Raw genomic sequence first — 17771 nt, 5'->3', positions numbered from 1 at the left:
AGCCGGCGAGGGAACCGCCGGCTCCCACGCAGCACGGAGGAGTACGCCATGACCACCGGCCCCGAGACCATCGTCTACCCCGTCAAGGACCTCTCCCTGACGAAGCCCCTCTTCACCGCCCTCCTGGGAGTCGAGCCGTACGCGGACGAGCCCTACTACGTGGGCTTCCGCACCGCCGGGCAGGAGATCGGCCTGGACCCCAACGGTCACGCCAAGGGCATGACGGGCCCGGTCCCCTACTGGACCGTCGAGGACATCGAGGCCACGCGGGCCGCCCTGCTCGGTGCCGGAGCGGAGACGCTCCAGGACGTGCACGACGTCGGCGGCGGCAAGCTGATCGCCTCGGTGAAGGACGCGGACGGCAACCTGATCGGTCTGATCCAGGAGCCCGCCGGTTCGTAGCGTCAGGCGCCGAACCGCCCGGGCCCGGGAGCCGGTAGCGGGGCCGGAGCCGTCCGGAACGGTCGCGTCCGGGGGTCGGAACGGGTGCGTCCGGGGCCCTGGGTGCGACGGCGTGGACTCCCCGGGCAAGGCGCCCGGCCCGCGAACCGGGGTTGCATGCGTCCACACTAGTTGCATGCTCAATGAATGGCCGGATGTCTGTTACCGTGCATATATGGCAGCCAAGACGACCGGCGCCCGCCTCGAAGAGCAATGGCGGGACATCCTGTCGGTGCACGCGCGCACGATGTGCGAGATCGACCGTGCACTGCATCCCCACGGCCTCGGCGCCAGTGACTTCGAGGTGCTGGACATCCTCGCCACGAGCACCGCTGCCGACGCGGGCGAGCAGTGCCGCGTGCAGAACATCGCGGGCCGGATCCACCTGAGCCAGAGCGCGCTGTCGCGTCTCATCGGCCGGCTGGAGAAGGAGGGGCTGGTCGAGCGCACCGTCTGCCAGGAGGACCGGCGCGGGGTGTGGGTCGCCCTCACGCCCAAGGGCCGCGAGCTGCACACCCGGGTGCTTCCGCTTCAGCGGGACGCCCTGGACCGCATGCTGAACGGCTGACGCCGGCAGACCGAGGGCCGCCTCCACCGTGCCCGTGCATTGCGGACACGTCCGCTTCGAGCGCGGGAAAGTTGCGGGCCCGGCCGCTCCCCTCCTCGGCGACGGCCGGGCCCGTGCGGCTCGCGGCGGTTACGCCCGCGGCCGGGCCAGCAGGGTGCGGACGCCTTCGGAGGTGAGGGTCAGGCCGTGCGGGGAACTGGCGTCGATCGTGAGCGACAGATCACTGGCCGGCCACTGCGAGGCGAGTGCCCCGAGCGGCACGAGCCGGTAGCGCGAGACGGAGGGCAGCAGCCCCGCCATCTCCATCTCGGAGGTGAACACCGGCACGACCTGCTGACCGCCCGGCTGCTCCAGCACGGGCAGCGCCACGGCGGACGGGTCGACCACGTCCTCCTCGGCGGCGTCGTCGGGCACGGGAACGAGGACGTCGCTCCCGGCCAGCGTGTCCAGCGCCACCACGTCCTGGGTATCGCGGGCGAGGGTGTCCAGCGCCTCCTGCGCCGGGGTCGCGGGCACGGGCACCGGGGCGATGTGCTCCGCGGCGGCGGTGTGGTCGTTCGAGGGCTTCTCCATGGCTGATTCCCAGGTAGTACGGACGGGCCACCCGGGACAAGATCACCCCGGGGCGCAACTCCCGTCGCGTACCCGGAGACAGCCGGGGCATTCCTGCCCGTCCGCGGAACCGGTCCCGGCCGGCCGGCGCGTGACGCACCGTTCGCGACCGGGCCGGGTCTCCGCCCCTCGGGTCGGCGTCCCGCTCAGTACAGCTTGTCGACGGCGGTCACGGTCGTCGCCTTGAAGTCGCTGACCTGGGCGTTCTCGAACGAGCCCAGCTGGGCCCACTTCACGATCGTCACGGCCGTGCCGTCCCGGCCGACCGAGAACAGGCTGATGTCGGAGGCGCCCCAGGAGGTCTCGGTGTGGATGCCGTAGACGTGGGCGCCCTCCTCGACGTTCAGCTTGCCGTAGTACTTCTGGGTCGCCGTCACCTCCGGGTCCTGCTCCATCAGCTCGGCCGCGCAGTTCGCGAGGTCCGCGCGCAGCAGCGCCGCGAAGTCCTTGGCCCGCTTCACACTGCGCTCCTCCACCGTGACCTGGAGGGCGTTGGTGTCGTAGTCGGTCGAGAACGTGCGGTGGCTGGAGATCGACGGCAGCGCCTGCCCGACGCAGATCGGCAGCGGGTCCGGCTGACCCGCGGTCACGTCACCTGCGAACCAGGCCGACGACGGGTGCGGCGGCAGTTCGCCCGGCTCCAGGAAGGCCGGCGAGTCGGACGCGGCAGCCGCGGGGACGGCGGTCGCCGTCACCGCCGCGCCGACCGCGACGGCGGCCAGGACGAGCTGCGTGCCCCGAGTACGGAAGTTCATGGTTCCCCCTGTTGACGGTTCGTCAGGATGCTTGTGGGTCACACCGGATGATGCCTCCGGCCACCCTTCACGCCATGTACGACCCGCGACGGTCCCCGACCGTTGCCCTGTCCGATCGCTACGGGTCCGTCCCGTTCGTCACCGGACGGCAACAGACGGGGCACCCGGTGCGGCGGGGGTGCGGTGCGCGACGAGATCCCGGCCGCGGGGTGACCGGCCCGCCGGCGGGAACTCACCTCGACCCGGCGACGGGCACTGCGGACCACCCGGAATCGCACCCTGCTCGGCGCCCTGGCTTCCGAGTCCGCTCCGGTCGTCCCGCACGCCCGCTGACACCGTGGCCTTCGTCGGGCCGGTGACTCAGGCCGCGGTGGCGGCCGTCTGCGCGTCCAGGGCCGCGAGCAGCCAGTCGTGTGCGGAGCCCGGAGTCGGTTCCGTCGGGCCGCCCGGCGGGGTGATCACCTCGGCCACCAGTTCCCAGTAGCGGTCGATGCGGGGGTCGGCGGCGAGCTGCCGGGCCAGCGAGCGGCGGAAGTCCGGGGTGTCCCGGGTGCCGTACGCGCTCACGTACGCGGCGACGAAGCAGTCCAGCGCCTCACCGGGCCGGGGAGCCCGCCCTCGGCGCATCCGGGCGCCCGCCAGTTCGTAGGCCTCGGCGAGGCCCGCGTACAGGACCGCCGCCCCTCGCGCGCCCGCCGTCCGGTGCGCCTCCGGCTGGGGGCGTCCGGTGCCCGGGCAGGAACCGACGGTGAGGGCGTTCAGCCGGGCGAAGGCGAGGACCTGGGCCGGTGCCGGGTCGTCGGGCGGCTGCGGGACCGTCGCCTCCAGGAACGCGGCGGTCGACCGGGCCGGCATCCGCGGCGGCAGCCAGGCACGCCAGAACCGGGCCAGCGGGGCGGTGCTCGGCGGCACGGTGACGGCGCCGACCAGCAGCAACCGGTCGGCCCGCTCGCCGGGCGGGGACTCCTGCACCAGCCGCAGGGCCGCCTCCCGCCAGCGCAGGTCCCTGAGACGGGAGCCGAGCTCGCGCAGCTGCCCGGCGACGGCGTCCTCCAGGGCGCCGCCGGTTCCGGCCGCCCCGTCCTCCTCGTCCAGGACGCGACGCACCTCCGGAAGCGGCAGGTCCAGGGCGCGCAGGGAGCGGATCAGCCGCAGCCGGCCGAGGGCTTCGGGGCCGTAGCGGCGGTGCCCGCCGGCACTGCGGGACGCCTCGGGCAGCAGGCCGCGGTCGGAGTAGAAGCGCACCGTCTTGACGGTGAGACCCGCCTGTTCCGCGAGCTCTCCGATGCTGCACAGCCCGTCGTGCGACAGGAACACTTGAACCTCCCTCAGGGGGAGTTCCTACGGTACCGGCGGGCGCGGCCGGGTGATCGGGACGGTCCGCCGACGACGTACGGAACGACCGACCGAGGAGAGGACCATGACCGTATTCATCCTGGTGCCGGGAGTGTTCACCGGCGCGCAGGTGTGGGAGGAGACGGCGGAGCGGCTGGCGGCGGCCGGGGCCGAAGTGCGCACGGTGGCCCTCACCGGGCTGGGGGGCACGCGTGCCACGGGTGGTGAACCCGTCGGCCTGGAGGCGCACATCGAGGACGTCGTGGCGGTGATGGACGCGGCGGGGTCGCCGGCCGCCCGTGATCTGGTGCTGGTCGGCCACGACTACGGCATCCATCCGGTGCGGGGCGCCGCCGACCGCCGGGCCGAACGGGTCGCGCGCGTGGTCCACCTGGACGCGGGGATGCCGCAGGACGGTGTGCCCGCCCTGGCCGCGGTGCCCGACCAGGCCCTGCGGCGGCGCCTGGCGGAGGGGGCCGGTGCGGTGGCGGACGGGGCCGAAGGGCCGGACGGGGAGCTGCGTCCCCCGGCCCGCGAGGAGTGGGGGCGCTGGGGAAGCACCGCGGGCCTGTCCGACGCGGCGCTGGACCGGCTCACCGCCCTCGCGTTCCCCCAGCCGCTGGGCACCCTGCTCCAGCCGCTGCGGCTGACCGGCGCCGTGGACGGGGTGCCCAGTACGGGTGTGCTGTGCACGGAGAACGGCGCGAGCATCGAGCTGGTCCAGATGCAGGTGGACTTCGGCGACCCCGCGCTGCGGGCGCTCACGGACGAGCGGGTCACCTTCTTCGAACTGCCCACCGGGCACTGGCCGATGCTGTCCTGCCCCGCCGAACTGGCCGGGGTCCTGCTGCGGGCCGCCGCGGGTGAGGGGCACCGGCTCAGGCCGGCCGGTGACGCCGAACCACCCCCGCACCTGCGGCCGTTCCTCCTGGAGGTGCCCCAACTGCCCCGCGAACGGACCGGGAACGTCGATCTGTACGTCCCCGAGACCGAGGGCCCGCGACCGGCGGTCGTCTTCGTGCACGGCGGTCCGCTGCCCGCCGGGGCCCGGCCGACGCCCCGGGACTGGCCGACCCTGACGGGGTACGCGCGGTACGCGGCCGGGCGGGGAGTGGTGGCCGCGACGGTCGACCACCGCCTGCACGGCCTGGACGACTACGGGCGCGCCGCCGCGGACGTGGCCGCCGCCGTCGAGCTCGTCCGGGCCGATCCCCGGGTGGACGGGAACCGGATCGCGCTGTGGTTCTTCTCGGGCGGCGGCCTGCTCACGGCGGACTGGCTGTCGGAACCCCCGGCGTGGTTGCGCTGCCTCGCGGCCACCTACCCGGTCCTGGCACCGCTGCCCGGCTGGGGGCTCGCCGACGGCCGCTTCCGTCCGGTGGACGCGGTGGCGAAGGCGGGCTCGCTGCCTCTGGTGCTCACCCGGGTGGGACGCGAGCAGCCCGAGATCGCCGCCACCGTCGAGGAGTTCCTGGCAGCGGCCGGGGCGTGCGGGGCGGACGTCGAGGTGGTCGACGTACCGCACGGCCGCCACATGTTCGAGACGCTCGATCCGACGGACGGGTCACGGGAGGCGGTGCACCGGGCGATGCGTCTGCTCATGGAGCGCCTGAGGTCCTGACACCCCGGTCCGAGGGGGCGCGGAGAGCGGCGAGGACGGCGAGGGGTGACGCTCCGGGCGGGCCGCCGCCGGCATCGGGGGCACGTCAACACCCCGAGTCCGGACACGTGGAGGCCGGTGCGCCCGGATGCGCGCCTGCGGGGCGCCGGTCCGGCCGGCGCCCGGGGCGGGACTCGGGGTCAGCCGGCCTGCCGGTTACCGAGGTCGAGTTCGCTCTCCAGCCGGTTCCTGATGTCGTCGGGCAGCCGGCCGGTGCGGGCCCAGTCGACGATCAGCTCGGCCACGTGCCGCATCTTGATGTTGGTCGTCTGGGAGATGTTCCGCAGCACGTTCCAGCCCTCGTCGGGGGTCAGCCGCCCGACGGCCGCGACCACGCCGATGGCCTGGTCGACGACGGCGTGGGAGCGCACCGCCTCGCGGAGCTGCCGGTTCTCGTTCTCCAGCCGGAGCACCTGGTTCGCGTCGGCCTCGGGGCGCGGCGGTATCCGCCGCCTCGTGTGTGTGTCGGTTGTCAACGTCGCCTCCGGGGTCCGGGGAGTGCGTCGGGTCCGTCACTTTCATTGTGCCCGCGGAATCCGTTCCGGCCGTCCGTGGGCGTCTGCTCAGCCGTCGGCGGCCGGACCGCCGGCGTGTGTCGGGGCGGTCTGCCGCTGCGGGGCCTGATCGCCGCGCTCGTGGTCGTGGTCGTGCTGGGCCAGCAGCGAGAGCAGGTCCGCCACCGTGAGGTTGGAGTCCGCGGGGTGCCTGAGCAGCGTGCCCGTCCGGATGCGGTACTCGTTGGAGCGCCCCTGCCGGGTGTGGGTGAGGTAGCCGTCCTGCTCCAGATCGGAAATGATCTTCTGGACCGCGCGCTCGGTCAGCCGGCAACGGGCGGCGATGTCGCGAATCCGGGTGGTGTGGTCCTCGGCGATCGCGGCCAGCACGCGGGCGTGGTTGGTGAGGAAGGTCCAGCCGGTGTGTGTCTCAGGTACTCCGCCCATGCGCTCAGCATACGGCCAGACATTCGCGTATACAAAAGAGCGAATGGCAGTTCACGTGTTTTTTCGCGTAGCTCGGCCTGTTCGCCGACCGCGCCGCCGACCCCGGTGCCCGTTCGCCGAACGCGCCGCGCCGCGCCCTCAAGGGCGTCGGAGCCCGTTCCCCGCGGCGACCGGACCGCGCCCCGGGGCGGCCGGACCCCGGAAACGACTTGAGCCCTCCGCGTCTCGCGACGTGGAGAGCCCAACGGGGCTGCCTTTCCGAACCCCGTCCGTTCGTCGATGCCCTTCTGACGCATCCCGTGCGGACGAGCCGTCAGGTGCTGCCGGTGCCGCCACTGCCGAAGGAGCCGCTGGAGCCGGAGTCCCACCGGGGACGCGGCTGCTCCTCGTCGGCGCTCGTGCTGCCGGACTGGCGGACCTGCTGGGGCCGCAGCCGCTCGCCCTCGCTCCCGGCCCGCGGCACCTCGTTCGGCTCGCGGGTCTCCCGCACCTCGTGGACGGGACCGGTCGAGGGAAGCTCCGGCTGCTCCTCGGGCTTCGGCGGCGCCGGCTCGCGGCGCCGCGTCTTGATGCCGAGGCGTACGGCCCAGATGAGCGCGCCGGCGATGATCAGACCGCCCAGGAAGGCGCCCATGACGCCGAATGCCGCGTCCTTGAAAACAGCCAGTTGGTATCCCGTCGCTTTCATGGCTGCCGGGTACCCCGCAACGGACAAGTAATCCACCTCCGCCTCCTCCGCGGACCCCCGCTGACCTCCGCCTCTTCACCGGCGGACGCCACCGCCCGCACCGGGGGTACGCCCCCGTCCGACGGGACGCGGACACCCGGTGCGGGGGGCGCCGGACTAGAGGTCGCGCTGTTCGAGCGGCCGGGTGGCGGGGCCCTGGATGATCTCGCCGTCGGTGCCGAACCGGGAGCCGTGGCAGGGGCACTCCCAGGCGCGCTCCGCGCGGTTGAAGGCGACCAGGCAGCCCAGATGCGTGCAGCGCGCGGAGACGGCGTGCACCTGTCCGCTGTCGTCGCGGTAGACCGCGCAGCGTTTGCCCTCGACCCGCACCACCGCTCCGTCCCCGGGCGCGATGTCGTCCACCGAGTGCGCCGGACCCGTCGACAGCCGGTCGCCGACGAAGTGGCCCGCGACCTTCGCCTGGGTCTTGAGGAAGGTCGGTGCCTCACGCACCGCAGGGAGCAGGCGCCGCGGGTCGTACAGGTCGCTCCACGGCGACTTCTCCCCGCTGATCAGGGTCGACAGGAGCCGGCCCGCCATGACGCCGCTGCTCATGCCCCAGCCGCCGAACCCGGTGGCCACGTAGGTGTGCCGGCTGCCCGGGTGCAGCGGCCCGACGAGCGGCACGGTGTCGGTGGGGTCGTTGTCCTGGGTGGCCCACCGGTGGGTGAAGTCGAGCGTGCCGAAGTGCTTCGTTGCCCAGCCCGCGAGCCGCCCGAACCGCTCCTCGACGTCGGCGGTACCGGGGGTGAAGTGCTCACCGGTGAGGATCAGCAGCCGCTGCCCGTCCCGGTAGGGGGCGGTGCGCACCGAGCGGGTGCCCTGCTCCTGGGTGATGTACATGCCGTGGGGATCGAGCTCGGCCGGGACCGGAGCGGCCAGGACGAGTTCGCGGCGCGGGGAGAGGCGGGTGAAGAGCATTGCCCGGTCGAAGATCGGGTAGTGCGTGGCGACCACGACGTCCGTCGCCGTCACCGTGGACCCGTTCTCCGTCGTGAGGCGGCAGGGCTCCCCCTCCTTGAGTCCGACGACCCGGGTCTTCTCGTGGATCACCGCGCCGTGCCGGCGCATGTCGTCGGCGAGGGCGAGGAGGTACTTGCGCGGATGGAACTGGGCCTGCTCCGTGACCCGTACCGCGCCCGCGACGGGGAACGGCAGGCCCGTCTCGGTGACGTACTCGGCGGGCAGTCCCGCCTCCCGGGCGGCCTCCGCCTCCGCCTTCAGCTCGTCCACGCCGGAGGGGTCCTGCGCGAAGGTGTAGGACGCCGTGTCCTCCCATTCGCAGTCGATGCCCAGCTCGTCCACGATCCCGGCCGCGTGCCGGATGGCCTCCGTCTGCGAGCTGGCGTACAGCCTGGCCCCCTCGGCTCCCCGGGTCTGCCGCAGGTGTGCGTAGACCAGGGTATGCAGGGCGCTCACCTTGGCCGTGGTGTGACCGGTGACGCTCGCGGCGATCCGGTCGGCCTCCAGCACCGCCACCTTGCGCCCCCGGCGCGCCAGTTCCCACGCCGTGCTCAGGCCCGCGATCCCCGCGCCGATCACGGCGACGTCCACCGTGATGTCCGCGTCCAGGGACGGCTGAAGGTCTCCGGAGGGCGCCGTCTCGATCCAGTAGGACTTCTGCTCGTCCGCGTACGTGTTCATGCGCCCCGGGTTCCCAGGCCGTCGCGACCGAAGCACGGCGGGGCGGACGGCTCAGCGGTCCGCCGGCTGCCGCGCGCCGGGGTGGGCGGGGGCCTCCGGGTCGAAGGCCGCGTCGGGGTCCGCGACGCGCAGCAGGGCCGACAGGAGACGCCGCGTGTCGGCCAGTACGCCTCCCGTGGTGGACGTGAACCCGCGGCCGGCCCGGGCGGCCGTGGTCAGGCGGCGGTGGGCCGCGGAGGCCCGGGCGAGCGCCCGCCGGGCCTCGTCGGTCCCCGCGTCGTCCCGCCGTCCGTCCTCGCGGAGGTGGTCGTCGAGCAGGCACGCGTCTCCCGCCGCCCGCAGCAGGGCCGCGAGGGCGTCCCGCGCCTCGGACGGGAGCGGCGGCCGTACGGCGGCCTCGGTCAGCGTGCGCATGGTCCGCGCGGTGTGCTCGGTGACCTGGTCCCAGACGAAGTCCCAGGCGGCCGGGGGCTCGGGCGGGACGCGGCGCAGCCTTCGGGCCGGGTTGATCCGGTAGCTCTCGGCCGACCAGCGGCGGGCCTCCCGCAGTTCGGTCACCACGTCGGTGAGGCGCTGGGCGGACTCGTACCAGCGCCGGGCCTGCTCCTGGTCGTGGTCCGTCGCCAGTTCGTCGGCGACGTGGTGCAGCAAGTCACCGCAGGAGCGCGGGAGTTGCTCGCGCAGCTGTGTCACGCGCCGCGTGTGGACGGGCGGGAAGACGAGCGCGTTGACCCCGACGCCGATGACCGCGCCGAGGAGGGTCTCCAGGAGGCGGTGCAGGATGTCGGCGCCGGTGTAGGTGCCGTAGACGAGGACGAACAGCGCGGCGGTCGGCGCGTAGAGGCCGTTGCTGCCGAAGCGGGCGTAGTTGCCGAGGAGGACGGTGACCGGGAGGGCCAGTGCCATGGCGGCCAGCTCGTTGTGCGTCAGCACCCCCGCCCCGGCGGCCAGCAGGGTGCCTGTCAGCACCACGACGAACTGCTGGAGGGCGGACAGCAGGGAGCGGTAGACGGTGTTGTGCATGAGGAACAGCGCCGTCCAGGGAGCCATCAGCGCCATCGGCGCCTCCCACCACCAGCCGGCCACCACCCAGGCCAGCAGGGCCGCGGCCGCCGCCTTCAGGGACTGCACCGCGGTGTTGCGCTCCGAGCCCGCCACCGTGAAGGCGCGGCGCACGGAGCGTCCGACCTCCGCCGCTTCCCAGCTCAGGGTGTGCAGAACGACACGGCGTTCCTTCCCGGACTTCCGTTCCGTCGCCCGCTGTCGCACCGTCCTCCTGTCGTCGTCCTTCGTCCGTCGTCGCCCGTTCCCGGCCCGGTCAGGGCAGGGGCGTCCCGCCGGTGGCGTTCATGATCTCGGCGGTGATGAAGCTGGCCTGCTGCGAGGCGAGGAAGACGTACGCGGGGGCCATCTCGGCGGGCTGGGCGGGCCGGCCCAGCGGGGCCTGCTTCCCGAACTCGGCCGTGTCGGGCATGGTCGCGGGGATGAGCGGTGTCCACACCGGTCCCGGGGCCACCGCGTTGACGCGGATGCCGTCACCGGCGACCATCTGCGCGAGTCCCTGGGTGAACGTCACGATCGCGCCCTTGGTCATGGCGTAGTCGAGGAGGTGCGGGCTCGGCTTGTAGGCCTGCACGGACGTCGAGTTGATGATCGAGCCGCCCTCGGGAATGTGCGGCAGGGCCATCTTGCAGAGCCAGAACATGCCGTACAGGTTCGTGCGCACCACCCGGTCGAACTGCTCCGTCGAGATGGCGGAGATCCCGTCCGGCTGGGACATCTGGTACGCGGCGTTGTTCACCAGGACGTCGATGCGGCCGAACTCCGCGACCGCGCGTTCGACCAGCCGCCGGCACTGGTCCTCGTCCCGGATGTCGCAGGGCACCGCGACCGCCTTGCGCCCGGCGTCCTCCACCAGGCGGGCGGTCTCGCGGGCGTCCTCGGCCTCGTCGGGCAGGTGCGTGAACAGCACGTCGGCGCCCTCGCGGGCGTAGGCGAGCGCCACCGCACGCCCGATGCCGGAGTCCCCGCCGGTCACCAGCGCCTTGCGGTCCGCCAGCAGGCCGCTGCCCTTGTAGGACTCCTCGCCGTGGTCCGGCGGCGGGTCCATCGGGCCGGTCCAGCCCGGGTGCTGCTGCTCCTGCTGCGGGAAGTCGGGCTGCGGGTGCTTGTCGACGGGGTTCTGCTGCCCGTGGTCGCTCATGGGGTGCTGCCTTTCTCGCTCTGGGGGAAGCGCGGCGCGTGCGCCTGGTCGTGGGTGCCCAGCAGGCGGTGGTCCACACGTCAGCCGACGGCGTGGCCCTGGAGCGGGGCGGTGTCCGCGCCGGCGCCGCCTCGCATGCCCTCCAGGAGTTCCTCCAGCGCCTCGACCGCGGTGTGCCGGGGCTGCCAGCCGAGCACGGTGCGGGCGCGTGTGCAGTCCAGCAGCGGCACGCGCAGCACGGCGTCGAAGAGCTGCGGCGAGGCCGGCAGGAGGTGCAGCGCCCAGGCCGCCGCCAGTCCGGTGCGCGCCACCGGGCTCGGCAGGCGCACGGTCCTGGCGTCGAAGAGTTCGCCGAGGACCTTGGCGTCGAGCGGCGGGTCGGCGGCGATGTTGAACGCACCGCGTGCGTCGCCGAGCGCCGCGAGACGGTACGCCTCCGCCGCGTCGTCCGTGTGCAGCGCCTGGAAGCGCAGCCCGGGGATGTCCGGCACCACGGGCAGCGCCTCGGGCTTCATCAGGGGGCCGGGCAGGAAGCGGCCGCCGAAGATGCGGCGCTGTTCGCTGGCGGACTCCCGCTTGAACAGGAACGCGGGCCTCATCCGCACGACACGCGTCTCGGGGTGGTCCCGTTCGAAGGTGTCGAGGACACGCTCCAGGTACGCCTTCTCGCGGGTGTAGGCGGCCCCGGGCCAGCCGTGGGTGGGCCAGGACTCGTCGACGGCACGGTCCTTGGGGCCGGGCGAGTACGCCCCGACGGACGAGGCGTGGACCAGCGTCGGGACGCCCGCTTCCGCGACGGCCTCGAAGACGCGGACGCTGCCCAGGACGTTGGTGCGCCAGGTGACGGCCGGGTCCCGGGCGGGCTGGAACTTCCACGCGAGGTGGACGACGGCGTCCGCCCCGCGGAACAGCTCGACCGGGACGGTGTCCTCCTCCAGGTCCACCGCGTGCCACGTCGTGCGCGGCGGGGCCCAGTCCGGGACCCGGCGCGCCAGGCCCACCACGGAGCCGACGGCGGGGTCCTCGCTGAGCAGGCGCACCACGCTGGTGCCGACGTTGCCGGTGGCTCCGGTGACGACGATCTTCTTGCCGGGTGAGTCCGTCACGTCGTGGGTCCTCTCGTGCGGGTCCGGAGCGCTGCGCCCCGGCGGCGGTGCTCCCGTACCGGAGCGCCGGCGGGGCGGGCTCCGTCGGAAAGGGCTGTCCGGGTTCCCATGTGCCACCGCCCCACACGAACCGCCGGGCTACGCGAGGAGGCGCAGCACCGCCGCCTCGATGGGTCCCTGGGTGGCGGGCTGGCCGAAGGCGGCGCCGTCGCCGAGCCGGTCGAGGTCGGGCGCGATGGTCCGGCCCTCCTCGAAGAGTTCGACGACGCGCGGGTTGATGTAGGACGCCCGGCACACCGCCGGGGTGTTGCCCAGGTAGCCGCTGACCTCCTTGACGGCACGGGTGATCGCGCGCTTGCGGGCGGCCTTGGAGTCGCCCGCGACCCGCCAGGACACGGCGAGGGCGACGGACGCCAGCACGGTGGCGTGCCAGGTGCGGAAGTCCTTGGCGGTGATGTCCGCGCCCGTGTGGTCGCGCAGGTAGGCGTTGAGGTCCTCGGCGCGCACGTCGTGCCAGCCTCCCGCGTCCCGGTAGGCGAACAGGCGGGGGCCGCCGTCGCGGCGGCGCAGCAGTGAGCGCAGTGCCCGGCAGGCGGGTTCGTCGACCAGGGCACGCGTCTGCGTCTTGGAGTACTTCGCCGGATACGTGAAGCACACCTCGCCCTTCCCGCAGGTGGCGTGCTCCTTCAGCAGCGTCGTCAGCCCGTACGTCCCGTTGTCGCGCCGGTAGGTCTCGTTGCCGATGCGGAAGAAACCGAGGTCGAGCAGGCGCACCGCGCACGACAGGACGCGTTCCCGGGTGAGGCCGCGGGTGGCCAGGCTGTCGGCGACCTCGGCGCGCAGTTCGGGGAGCACCGAGGCGACCTTCAGGACGTGGTCGTGCTTGCTCGCCTCCTGCTGCTCACGGAACTTGGGGTGGTACAGGTACTGGCGGCGGCCCGCCGCGTCGGTGCCGACGGCCTGGATGTGGCCGTTGGGCCAGGGGCAGATCCACACGTCACGCCAGGCGGGCGGGATGACGAGCCGGCGCAGGCGTTCCTTCTCCAGCGGGTCGGTGAGGGGGCGTCCCGAGGTGTCCGTGTAGCGGAATCCGCTTCCGCAGCGGATCCTCCCGATCCCGGGACCGTTGATGTCGCTCGTCCTCAGCCGCATGGCGGCCGTCCCGGTGTGGAGGCGGGCCGTCCGTCGATACCCGGTCCCGTCGGCCCGGCGCGGTGCCCGGGCCCTGCGTCCGTACCGTGTCCGCCGGTGGTCGTGACACCGGCCGTCTTCCCGCTCGCGCGTCCCGGCGAGCGCCGTCGAACATCACGCATGCCCGGAGAGTCCCCCGCGACCGGCGGTTCAGACATGGCACCTCAGAGCCGTGTCACGGGCGGGCCGCCGCGCCGCACGCGCGCCGGGGGCCGGAGAGACGACTGTCTCTCCGGCCCCCGGTTTCCTTCCCCTGCCTTCCCTCGCGGGTCGTTCCCGGCGCGGAACCGCCGGTCAGTCCTCGCCTCTGACGATGTTCCAGTCGGGGCCCGCCTGGGCCTGGCGGATGTCGCCGTCGGCCGTCGCCGGGACACAGGTCCGTATGGGGCGCTCCCGCCTGCGACGGGCTTCCGCCCACCCCGTCTCGGGGCGGCGGGTGGCGTTCTCTCTTCTGACGTCCGTGGTCACGGCTCTTCATCTTCCTTCTGCCCGGTTCCGCTCGGGACCGGCTCTGTGTCCGCGCTGTCCTGGTGTCCGTCCCGGGTCCCCCTCGTCGCCGCCGGGAAACCCGCCCGTCCCTCGGCGGGCCGCCCGGGTGCTGTGGTGCGGGGCGGACGAGACGGCCCTCCCGTGTCCTGCGGGTGGCATGTGTCGGCGGTGCGCGCCGGGGAACACAGGAGGCCCGGGCGGCCCGGAGCGCCGTCCACGGCGGCGGACACCCCGGCCGTGAGGAGGGATCACCGGATGAGAAGTGCGGACGATCTGGTCGTCCTCCGCTCCCTGCGGGAGGTGGCGGCTCTCCTGGAACGGCACTCGGACCTGTTCGTACGGTGGTCGCGCGGCCCGGGGACCGACCTCGCCGCGGCGGCGAGCAGGGACGACCTCACCGGGCTGACGCTGCCGGGTCTGTCCGCCAATCCGCTGGACGTCGAGCCCTGGTGGGAGGACCGTCCCACCGAGCTCTGGGTGGCACGGCGCCTGTACGACTACTCCCACCTGCCGCGGGAGAAGGGTCCCGGGGTACGGCCCTGGGTGCTGGCCGGCCGGGTGGCGGGGCGCGGCCCGGACAACGAACCCCTGGTCCGCGACATCGAGCCGGTCGCCTGGATCGACGAGGGCGTGATCGACGAGGCCCGCGCGGAGGTCTCCCGCCAGGAGGGCGCCTGGGGCCCGCTGCGCCGGGGCGAACGGTGAGGCCGCCTCGGGCGCCGTGACCCGTTTGGCCCGGGTGCGAGGGGTACTCGGCCGCCAGGACCGGCGCAGTCGTGGCCGTCGGCGCCTCGTACCGCGCACCCCGCCGGGTGCCGGGCGGTGAGTACCGGCCCGCCCGGTGCGGTCCGTCCGTCACCCGCCGGCGGCCCTCCGCCGGTCGAGGACTTCGCGGGTGACGTGCGATTCGACCCGCGGGGCCCGGGTACCCAGGCCGGGTTCCCGACCCCTTGGAAGTGTGATGAGCGAGAAGAACCCCCTGAAGGCCACGGCCGAGAAGGTCGTCGACGCGATCCGTGAGACCGACCCGTCGAGTTCCGTGCCGGGCAAGCCGGCCGTGCAGCCGCCGACGGTCGCCGAGCCCACCGAACCGCGCGAGCCGCTGCCGCCGAAACCCGACCAGGGCGCCCCCGAGACGGTCGGCCCGACCGGCCTTCCGACCGGCGCCGCGGCGACCGACCGGGCGCAGGGAGGCGCGTACCTGACGACGGCGCAGGGGGCCCGCCTGTACGACACGGACCACTCGCTGAAGGCCGGAGCGCGCGGGCCCGTCCTCCTCCAGGACCACCACCTGCGGGAGAAGATCACCCACTTCGACCACGAGCGCATCCCGGAGCGCGTGGTGCACGCGCGCGGCGCGGCCGCCCACGGCATCTTCCAGGGCTACGGCACCGCCGCCGGCGTCACGAAGGCCGCCTTCCTCGGCAAGGACGTCGAGACACCGGTGTTCGTGCGGTTCTCCACGGTTCTCGGCTCGCGCGGCTCCTCGGACACCGTCCGTGACACCCGGGGCTTCGCGACGAAGTTCTACACCAGCGAGGGCACCTTCGACCTGGTGGGCAACAACATCCCGGTCTTCTTCATCCAGGACGCGGTGAAGTTCCCCGACATCATCCACGCCGGGAAGCCGCACCCCGACCGTGAGATCCCGCAGGCGCAGAGTGCCCACGACACGTTCTGGGACTTCGTCACCCTGCACACCGAGGCCACCCACCACACCCTGTGGAACATGTCCGACCGGGGCATCCCCCGCTCGTACCGCACGATGGAGGGCTTCGGCGTCCACACCTTCCGGCTGGTGAACGCCGAGGGCGCGACCACGCTGGTGAAGTTCCACTGGAAGCCGAAGCTCGGTGTCCACTCGCTGGTGTGGGAAGAGGCACAGATCGTCAACGGCATGGACCCGGACTTCCACCGGCGGGACCTGGCCGACGCGATCGAGGCCGGCGCGTACCCGCAGTGGGAGCTGGGCATCCAGGTGTTCCCGGACACCCCCGACCAGACGTTCGAGGGCATCGACCTGCTCGACCCGACCAAGATCGTGCCCGAGGAACTGGCGCCGGTGCAGCCGATCGGCCTGCTCACGCTCAACGCCAACCCGACCAACTACTTCGCGGAGACCGAGCAGGTCGCGTTCCACCCGGGCCACCTGGTCCCCGGCATCGACGTCACCGACGACCCGCTGCTGGCCGGACGGCTCTTCTCCTACCTGGACACGCAGATCAGCCGGCTCGGCGGCCCGAACTTCGGCCAGCTCCCGATCAACCGCCCCCACGCGCCCGTCAACGACATGCTGCGCGACGGCATGCACCAGACGGCGGTGCACACCGGAGTGGCCCCCTACCGGCCGAACTCCCTCGACGGCGGCTGCCCGTTCACGGCCGGCGCCGACACGGGCGCGTACGTCGAGACCCCGGTCGAGGTGCCCGCCGCCCGCAAGGTCCGTGAGGCGCCCGCGTCGTATGCCGACCACTTCTCCCAGCCGCGCCTGTTCTGGCTCAGCATGTCCCCGACCGAGCGCGAGCACATCGTCGGCGCGTACACCTTCGAGCTGGGCAAGTGCTACGAGCAGGCGATCAAGGAGCGGGCACTGCGGGTGCTCGCCAACATCGACCCCGAGCTGTGCGAGCAGGTCGCCGCGGGACTCGGGCTGCCGGCCCCGGAGGCCACGGAGCCCCTGCTGACGCCCGAGCCGAGCCCGGCCCTCTCCCAGCTGGGCAAGGTATGGCCGGCGGACGGACGCGTCATCGGCATCGTGACGGACGGGCAGGGCGACCTCGACGGAGTCCGCGCCGTCCAGCGCGCCGTCCTGGACGCCGGCATGGTGCCGCTCGTCATCGCCCCCACCGGCGGGAAGCTCGACCCGGAGGGCGAACCGGTCACGGTGCAGCGCAGCTTCGCCACGGCCCGGTCCGTGGAGTGCGACGCGCTGCTCCTGGCGGGCGTCCCGGGTCCCGCCAAGGACGCCTTCGGAGCCCGCGACGCCAAGGCGGGCGACGGCGCCGTGGACGCGCCCGCGGACCCGCGGGTGACGCTGATGCTGGCGGAGGCGTTCCGGCACGGCAAGGCCATCGGCGGCTGGGCCGGCGCGGACGCCGTGCTGACCGCCGCGGGCATCCCCCTCGACGCTCCCGGCGTGGTGACCGCGGACAGCGGCCCGGGCGTGTTGGAACAGGTCACCGGGCTGCTGGGCAAGCATCGTGTGTGGGAGCGCTTCGCAACCCGGCTCTGACCCCCAGGGGCCGACGACAAGACCAGAACGGCAGTGCGACGAACCATGAACAGCGACAGAACGCTCCCCAGCAAGGTCTATTCCAGCCAGGCGGTCTTCGGGGCCCCGTGCTGGGTCAGCCTGACCGCGCGCGATCTGCGGGCCACCCAGGACTTCTACGCGGCCGTCCTGGGCTGGGAGTGGCGCTCGGTCAAGCTGGGCGACCAGTTCAAGGTCGCGCACGTGAACGGGGTCCCGGTCGCCGGGGTGGCCGCGGTGGCGTCCGTGTGGCAGATCGCCGCGGCCTGGACCCCGTACTTCGCCGTTCCGAGTGCCGACGAGGCCGTGGCCCGCAGCCAGGAGCGCGGCGGTACGACGGCGGTGGGGCCGATCGCCTTCCCGCCGGGGCGGGCGGCCCTGCTCGCCGACCGGGACGGGGCGGTCTTCGGGATCTGGGAGGGCAAGCTCGTCACGGGCTGGGAGGACTGGCGCCGCGCGGCACCGGCCTTCGTACGGCTGCACACCCGGGACGCCTTCGACGCGGCGATCTTCTACGGCGAGGTGCTGGACTGGGCGTCCGAGCACGTCGGCTGCTGCGACGTCGACTACGAGGAGAACGAGGTCGTGCTCCGCAGCCGGGGCGACATCGTGGCGCGGATCCACTCGGGCGCCTTCGGGGCCGCACCCGATCCCACCCTGCGGCCCCACTGGCAGATCCACTTCGCGGTGAAGGACGTGGAGGCCTGCGCCCGCGCCGCCCGCGCCCACGGCGGCACCGCGCTCCAGGGCGGCATGGGCTCCACGGAAGCGGTCCTCACGGACCCCGACGGGGCTCACTTCACCGTGACGCGCACGGAATGACGTGACGCGAACGGCATGAGACGAGGG

18 protein-coding genes are annotated in these 17771 nt (G+C 73.5%); 6 read left to right on the top strand and 12 right to left on the bottom strand.

Annotated features, from left to right (window positions below; all coding sequences use genetic code 11):
• Positions 1–48 precede the first annotated feature (48 nt).
• Positions 49–402 (top strand): VOC family protein, encoded by a 354-nt coding sequence (locus tag ACWGIS_RS17660; RefSeq protein WP_453363338.1) that lies wholly within the window; start codon positions 49–51, stop codon positions 400–402.
• Positions 403–616: 214 nt separating this feature from the next.
• Complete coding sequence (locus ACWGIS_RS17655) at positions 617–1009, top strand: MarR family winged helix-turn-helix transcriptional regulator (RefSeq protein WP_453363337.1); 393 nt, start codon at positions 617–619, stop codon at positions 1007–1009.
• A gap of 129 nt (positions 1010–1138) precedes the next feature.
• Here the strand turns inward: ACWGIS_RS17655 and ACWGIS_RS17650 are convergent, their stop codons facing one another.
• The 3 genes from ACWGIS_RS17650 to ACWGIS_RS17640 form a co-directional block, all read right to left on the bottom strand.
• On the bottom strand, positions 1139–1582 hold the full coding sequence (locus ACWGIS_RS17650; protein ID WP_453363336.1) for an SseB family protein: 444 nt from the start codon (positions 1580–1582) through the stop codon (positions 1139–1141).
• Positions 1583–1767: 185 nt separating this feature from the next.
• A complete protein-coding gene (locus ACWGIS_RS17645; protein ID WP_453363335.1) occupies positions 1768–2376 on the bottom strand; it encodes a hypothetical protein in 609 nt (202 codons plus the stop codon).
• A gap of 360 nt (positions 2377–2736) precedes the next feature.
• Entirely contained in the window at positions 2737–3693 is a 957-nt protein-coding gene (locus ACWGIS_RS17640) for a MerR family transcriptional regulator (RefSeq protein WP_453363334.1), read from the bottom strand.
• A gap of 103 nt (positions 3694–3796) precedes the next feature.
• On the opposite strand from ACWGIS_RS17640, the gene ACWGIS_RS17635 reads away from it, so the two are divergent.
• The gene (locus ACWGIS_RS17635) at positions 3797–5332 is read left to right on the top strand and encodes an alpha/beta hydrolase (protein ID WP_453363333.1); all 1536 of its coding nucleotides are present in this window, start codon (positions 3797–3799) and stop codon (positions 5330–5332) included.
• Positions 5333–5511: 179 nt separating this feature from the next.
• On the opposite strand, the gene ACWGIS_RS17630 is transcribed toward ACWGIS_RS17635, so the two are convergent.
• From ACWGIS_RS17630 to ACWGIS_RS17590, 9 genes are all read right to left on the bottom strand, one after another.
• Complete coding sequence (locus ACWGIS_RS17630; RefSeq protein WP_453363332.1) at positions 5512–5847, bottom strand: ANTAR domain-containing protein; 336 nt, start codon at positions 5845–5847, stop codon at positions 5512–5514.
• An 87-nt stretch (positions 5848–5934) separates the two neighbouring features.
• A complete protein-coding gene (locus ACWGIS_RS17625; protein WP_453363331.1) occupies positions 5935–6312 on the bottom strand; it encodes a helix-turn-helix transcriptional regulator in 378 nt (125 codons plus the stop codon).
• A gap of 313 nt (positions 6313–6625) precedes the next feature.
• The gene (locus ACWGIS_RS17620; RefSeq protein WP_453363330.1) at positions 6626–7000 is read right to left on the bottom strand and encodes a DUF6479 family protein; all 375 of its coding nucleotides are present in this window, start codon (positions 6998–7000) and stop codon (positions 6626–6628) included.
• 156 nt (positions 7001–7156) lie between these two features.
• Positions 7157–8683 (bottom strand): FAD-dependent oxidoreductase, encoded by a 1527-nt coding sequence (locus tag ACWGIS_RS17615; protein ID WP_453363329.1) that lies wholly within the window; start codon positions 8681–8683, stop codon positions 7157–7159.
• Between the two features lie 51 nt (positions 8684–8734).
• Positions 8735–9952 carry an FUSC family protein gene (locus ACWGIS_RS17610; protein WP_453363328.1) on the bottom strand — a complete coding sequence of 406 codons (1218 nt, stop codon included), beginning with the start codon at positions 9950–9952 and terminating at the stop codon, positions 8735–8737.
• A gap of 49 nt (positions 9953–10001) precedes the next feature.
• Positions 10002–10886 (bottom strand): SDR family oxidoreductase, encoded by an 885-nt coding sequence (locus ACWGIS_RS17605; RefSeq protein ID WP_453363327.1) that lies wholly within the window; start codon positions 10884–10886, stop codon positions 10002–10004.
• Positions 10887–10966: 80 nt separating this feature from the next.
• Positions 10967–11992, bottom strand: a complete 1026-nt coding sequence (locus ACWGIS_RS17600; protein WP_453363326.1) for an SDR family oxidoreductase — start codon at positions 11990–11992, stop codon at positions 10967–10969.
• Positions 11993–12130: 138 nt separating this feature from the next.
• On the bottom strand, positions 12131–13144 hold the full coding sequence (locus ACWGIS_RS17595; protein ID WP_453363325.1) for a DNA topoisomerase IB: 1014 nt from the start codon (positions 13142–13144) through the stop codon (positions 12131–12133).
• A 333-nt stretch (positions 13145–13477) separates the two neighbouring features.
• A complete protein-coding gene (locus tag ACWGIS_RS17590; protein WP_453363324.1) occupies positions 13478–13651 on the bottom strand; it encodes a hypothetical protein in 174 nt (57 codons plus the stop codon).
• Between the two features lie 276 nt (positions 13652–13927).
• Between ACWGIS_RS17590 and ACWGIS_RS17585 the strand changes: the two genes are divergently transcribed.
• The 3 genes from ACWGIS_RS17585 to ACWGIS_RS17575 all read left to right on the top strand — a co-directional run bounded on the left by ACWGIS_RS17585 (position 13928) and on the right by ACWGIS_RS17575 (position 17744).
• A complete protein-coding gene (locus ACWGIS_RS17585) occupies positions 13928–14377 on the top strand; it encodes a DUF6098 family protein (protein ID WP_453363323.1) in 450 nt (149 codons plus the stop codon).
• Positions 14378–14633: 256 nt separating this feature from the next.
• Positions 14634–16904 carry a catalase gene (locus ACWGIS_RS17580; protein WP_453363322.1) on the top strand — a complete coding sequence of 757 codons (2271 nt, stop codon included), beginning with the start codon at positions 14634–14636 and terminating at the stop codon, positions 16902–16904.
• A gap of 45 nt (positions 16905–16949) precedes the next feature.
• Positions 16950–17744: a VOC family protein gene (locus ACWGIS_RS17575; protein WP_453363321.1), complete on the top strand. Its 795-nt coding sequence runs from the start codon at positions 16950–16952 to the stop codon at positions 17742–17744.
• Positions 17745–17771 lie beyond the last annotated feature (27 nt).

The organism is Streptomyces sp. NPDC054842 (genome assembly GCF_053611025.1).
Note: the sequence above shows the minus strand (reverse complement) of the source record. Positions and strands in the feature narration are given on the sequence as shown.

Coding starts and splice junctions, on each gene's coding strand:
- ACWGIS_RS17635 (WP_453363333.1), top strand. CDS start 3,797: ATGACCGTATTCATCCTGGTGCCGGGAGTGTTCACCGGCGCGCAGGTG.
- ACWGIS_RS17585 (WP_453363323.1), top strand. CDS start 13,928: ATGAGAAGTGCGGACGATCTGGTCGTCCTCCGCTCCCTGCGGGAGGTG.
- ACWGIS_RS17615 (WP_453363329.1), bottom strand. CDS start 8,683: ATGAACACGTACGCGGACGAGCAGAAGTCCTACTGGATCGAGACGGCG.
- ACWGIS_RS17650 (WP_453363336.1), bottom strand. CDS start 1,582: ATGGAGAAGCCCTCGAACGACCACACCGCCGCCGCGGAGCACATCGCC.
- ACWGIS_RS17595 (WP_453363325.1), bottom strand. CDS start 13,144: ATGCGGCTGAGGACGAGCGACATCAACGGTCCCGGGATCGGGAGGATC.
- ACWGIS_RS17625 (WP_453363331.1), bottom strand. CDS start 6,312: ATGGGCGGAGTACCTGAGACACACACCGGCTGGACCTTCCTCACCAAC.
- ACWGIS_RS17580 (WP_453363322.1), top strand. CDS start 14,634: ATGAGCGAGAAGAACCCCCTGAAGGCCACGGCCGAGAAGGTCGTCGAC.
- ACWGIS_RS17575 (WP_453363321.1), top strand. CDS start 16,950: ATGAACAGCGACAGAACGCTCCCCAGCAAGGTCTATTCCAGCCAGGCG.
- ACWGIS_RS17660 (WP_453363338.1), top strand. CDS start 49: ATGACCACCGGCCCCGAGACCATCGTCTACCCCGTCAAGGACCTCTCC.
- ACWGIS_RS17645 (WP_453363335.1), bottom strand. CDS start 2,376: ATGAACTTCCGTACTCGGGGCACGCAGCTCGTCCTGGCCGCCGTCGCG.
- ACWGIS_RS17620 (WP_453363330.1), bottom strand. CDS start 7,000: ATGAAAGCGACGGGATACCAACTGGCTGTTTTCAAGGACGCGGCATTC.
- ACWGIS_RS17605 (WP_453363327.1), bottom strand. CDS start 10,886: ATGAGCGACCACGGGCAGCAGAACCCCGTCGACAAGCACCCGCAGCCC.
- ACWGIS_RS17655 (WP_453363337.1), top strand. CDS start 617: ATGGCAGCCAAGACGACCGGCGCCCGCCTCGAAGAGCAATGGCGGGAC.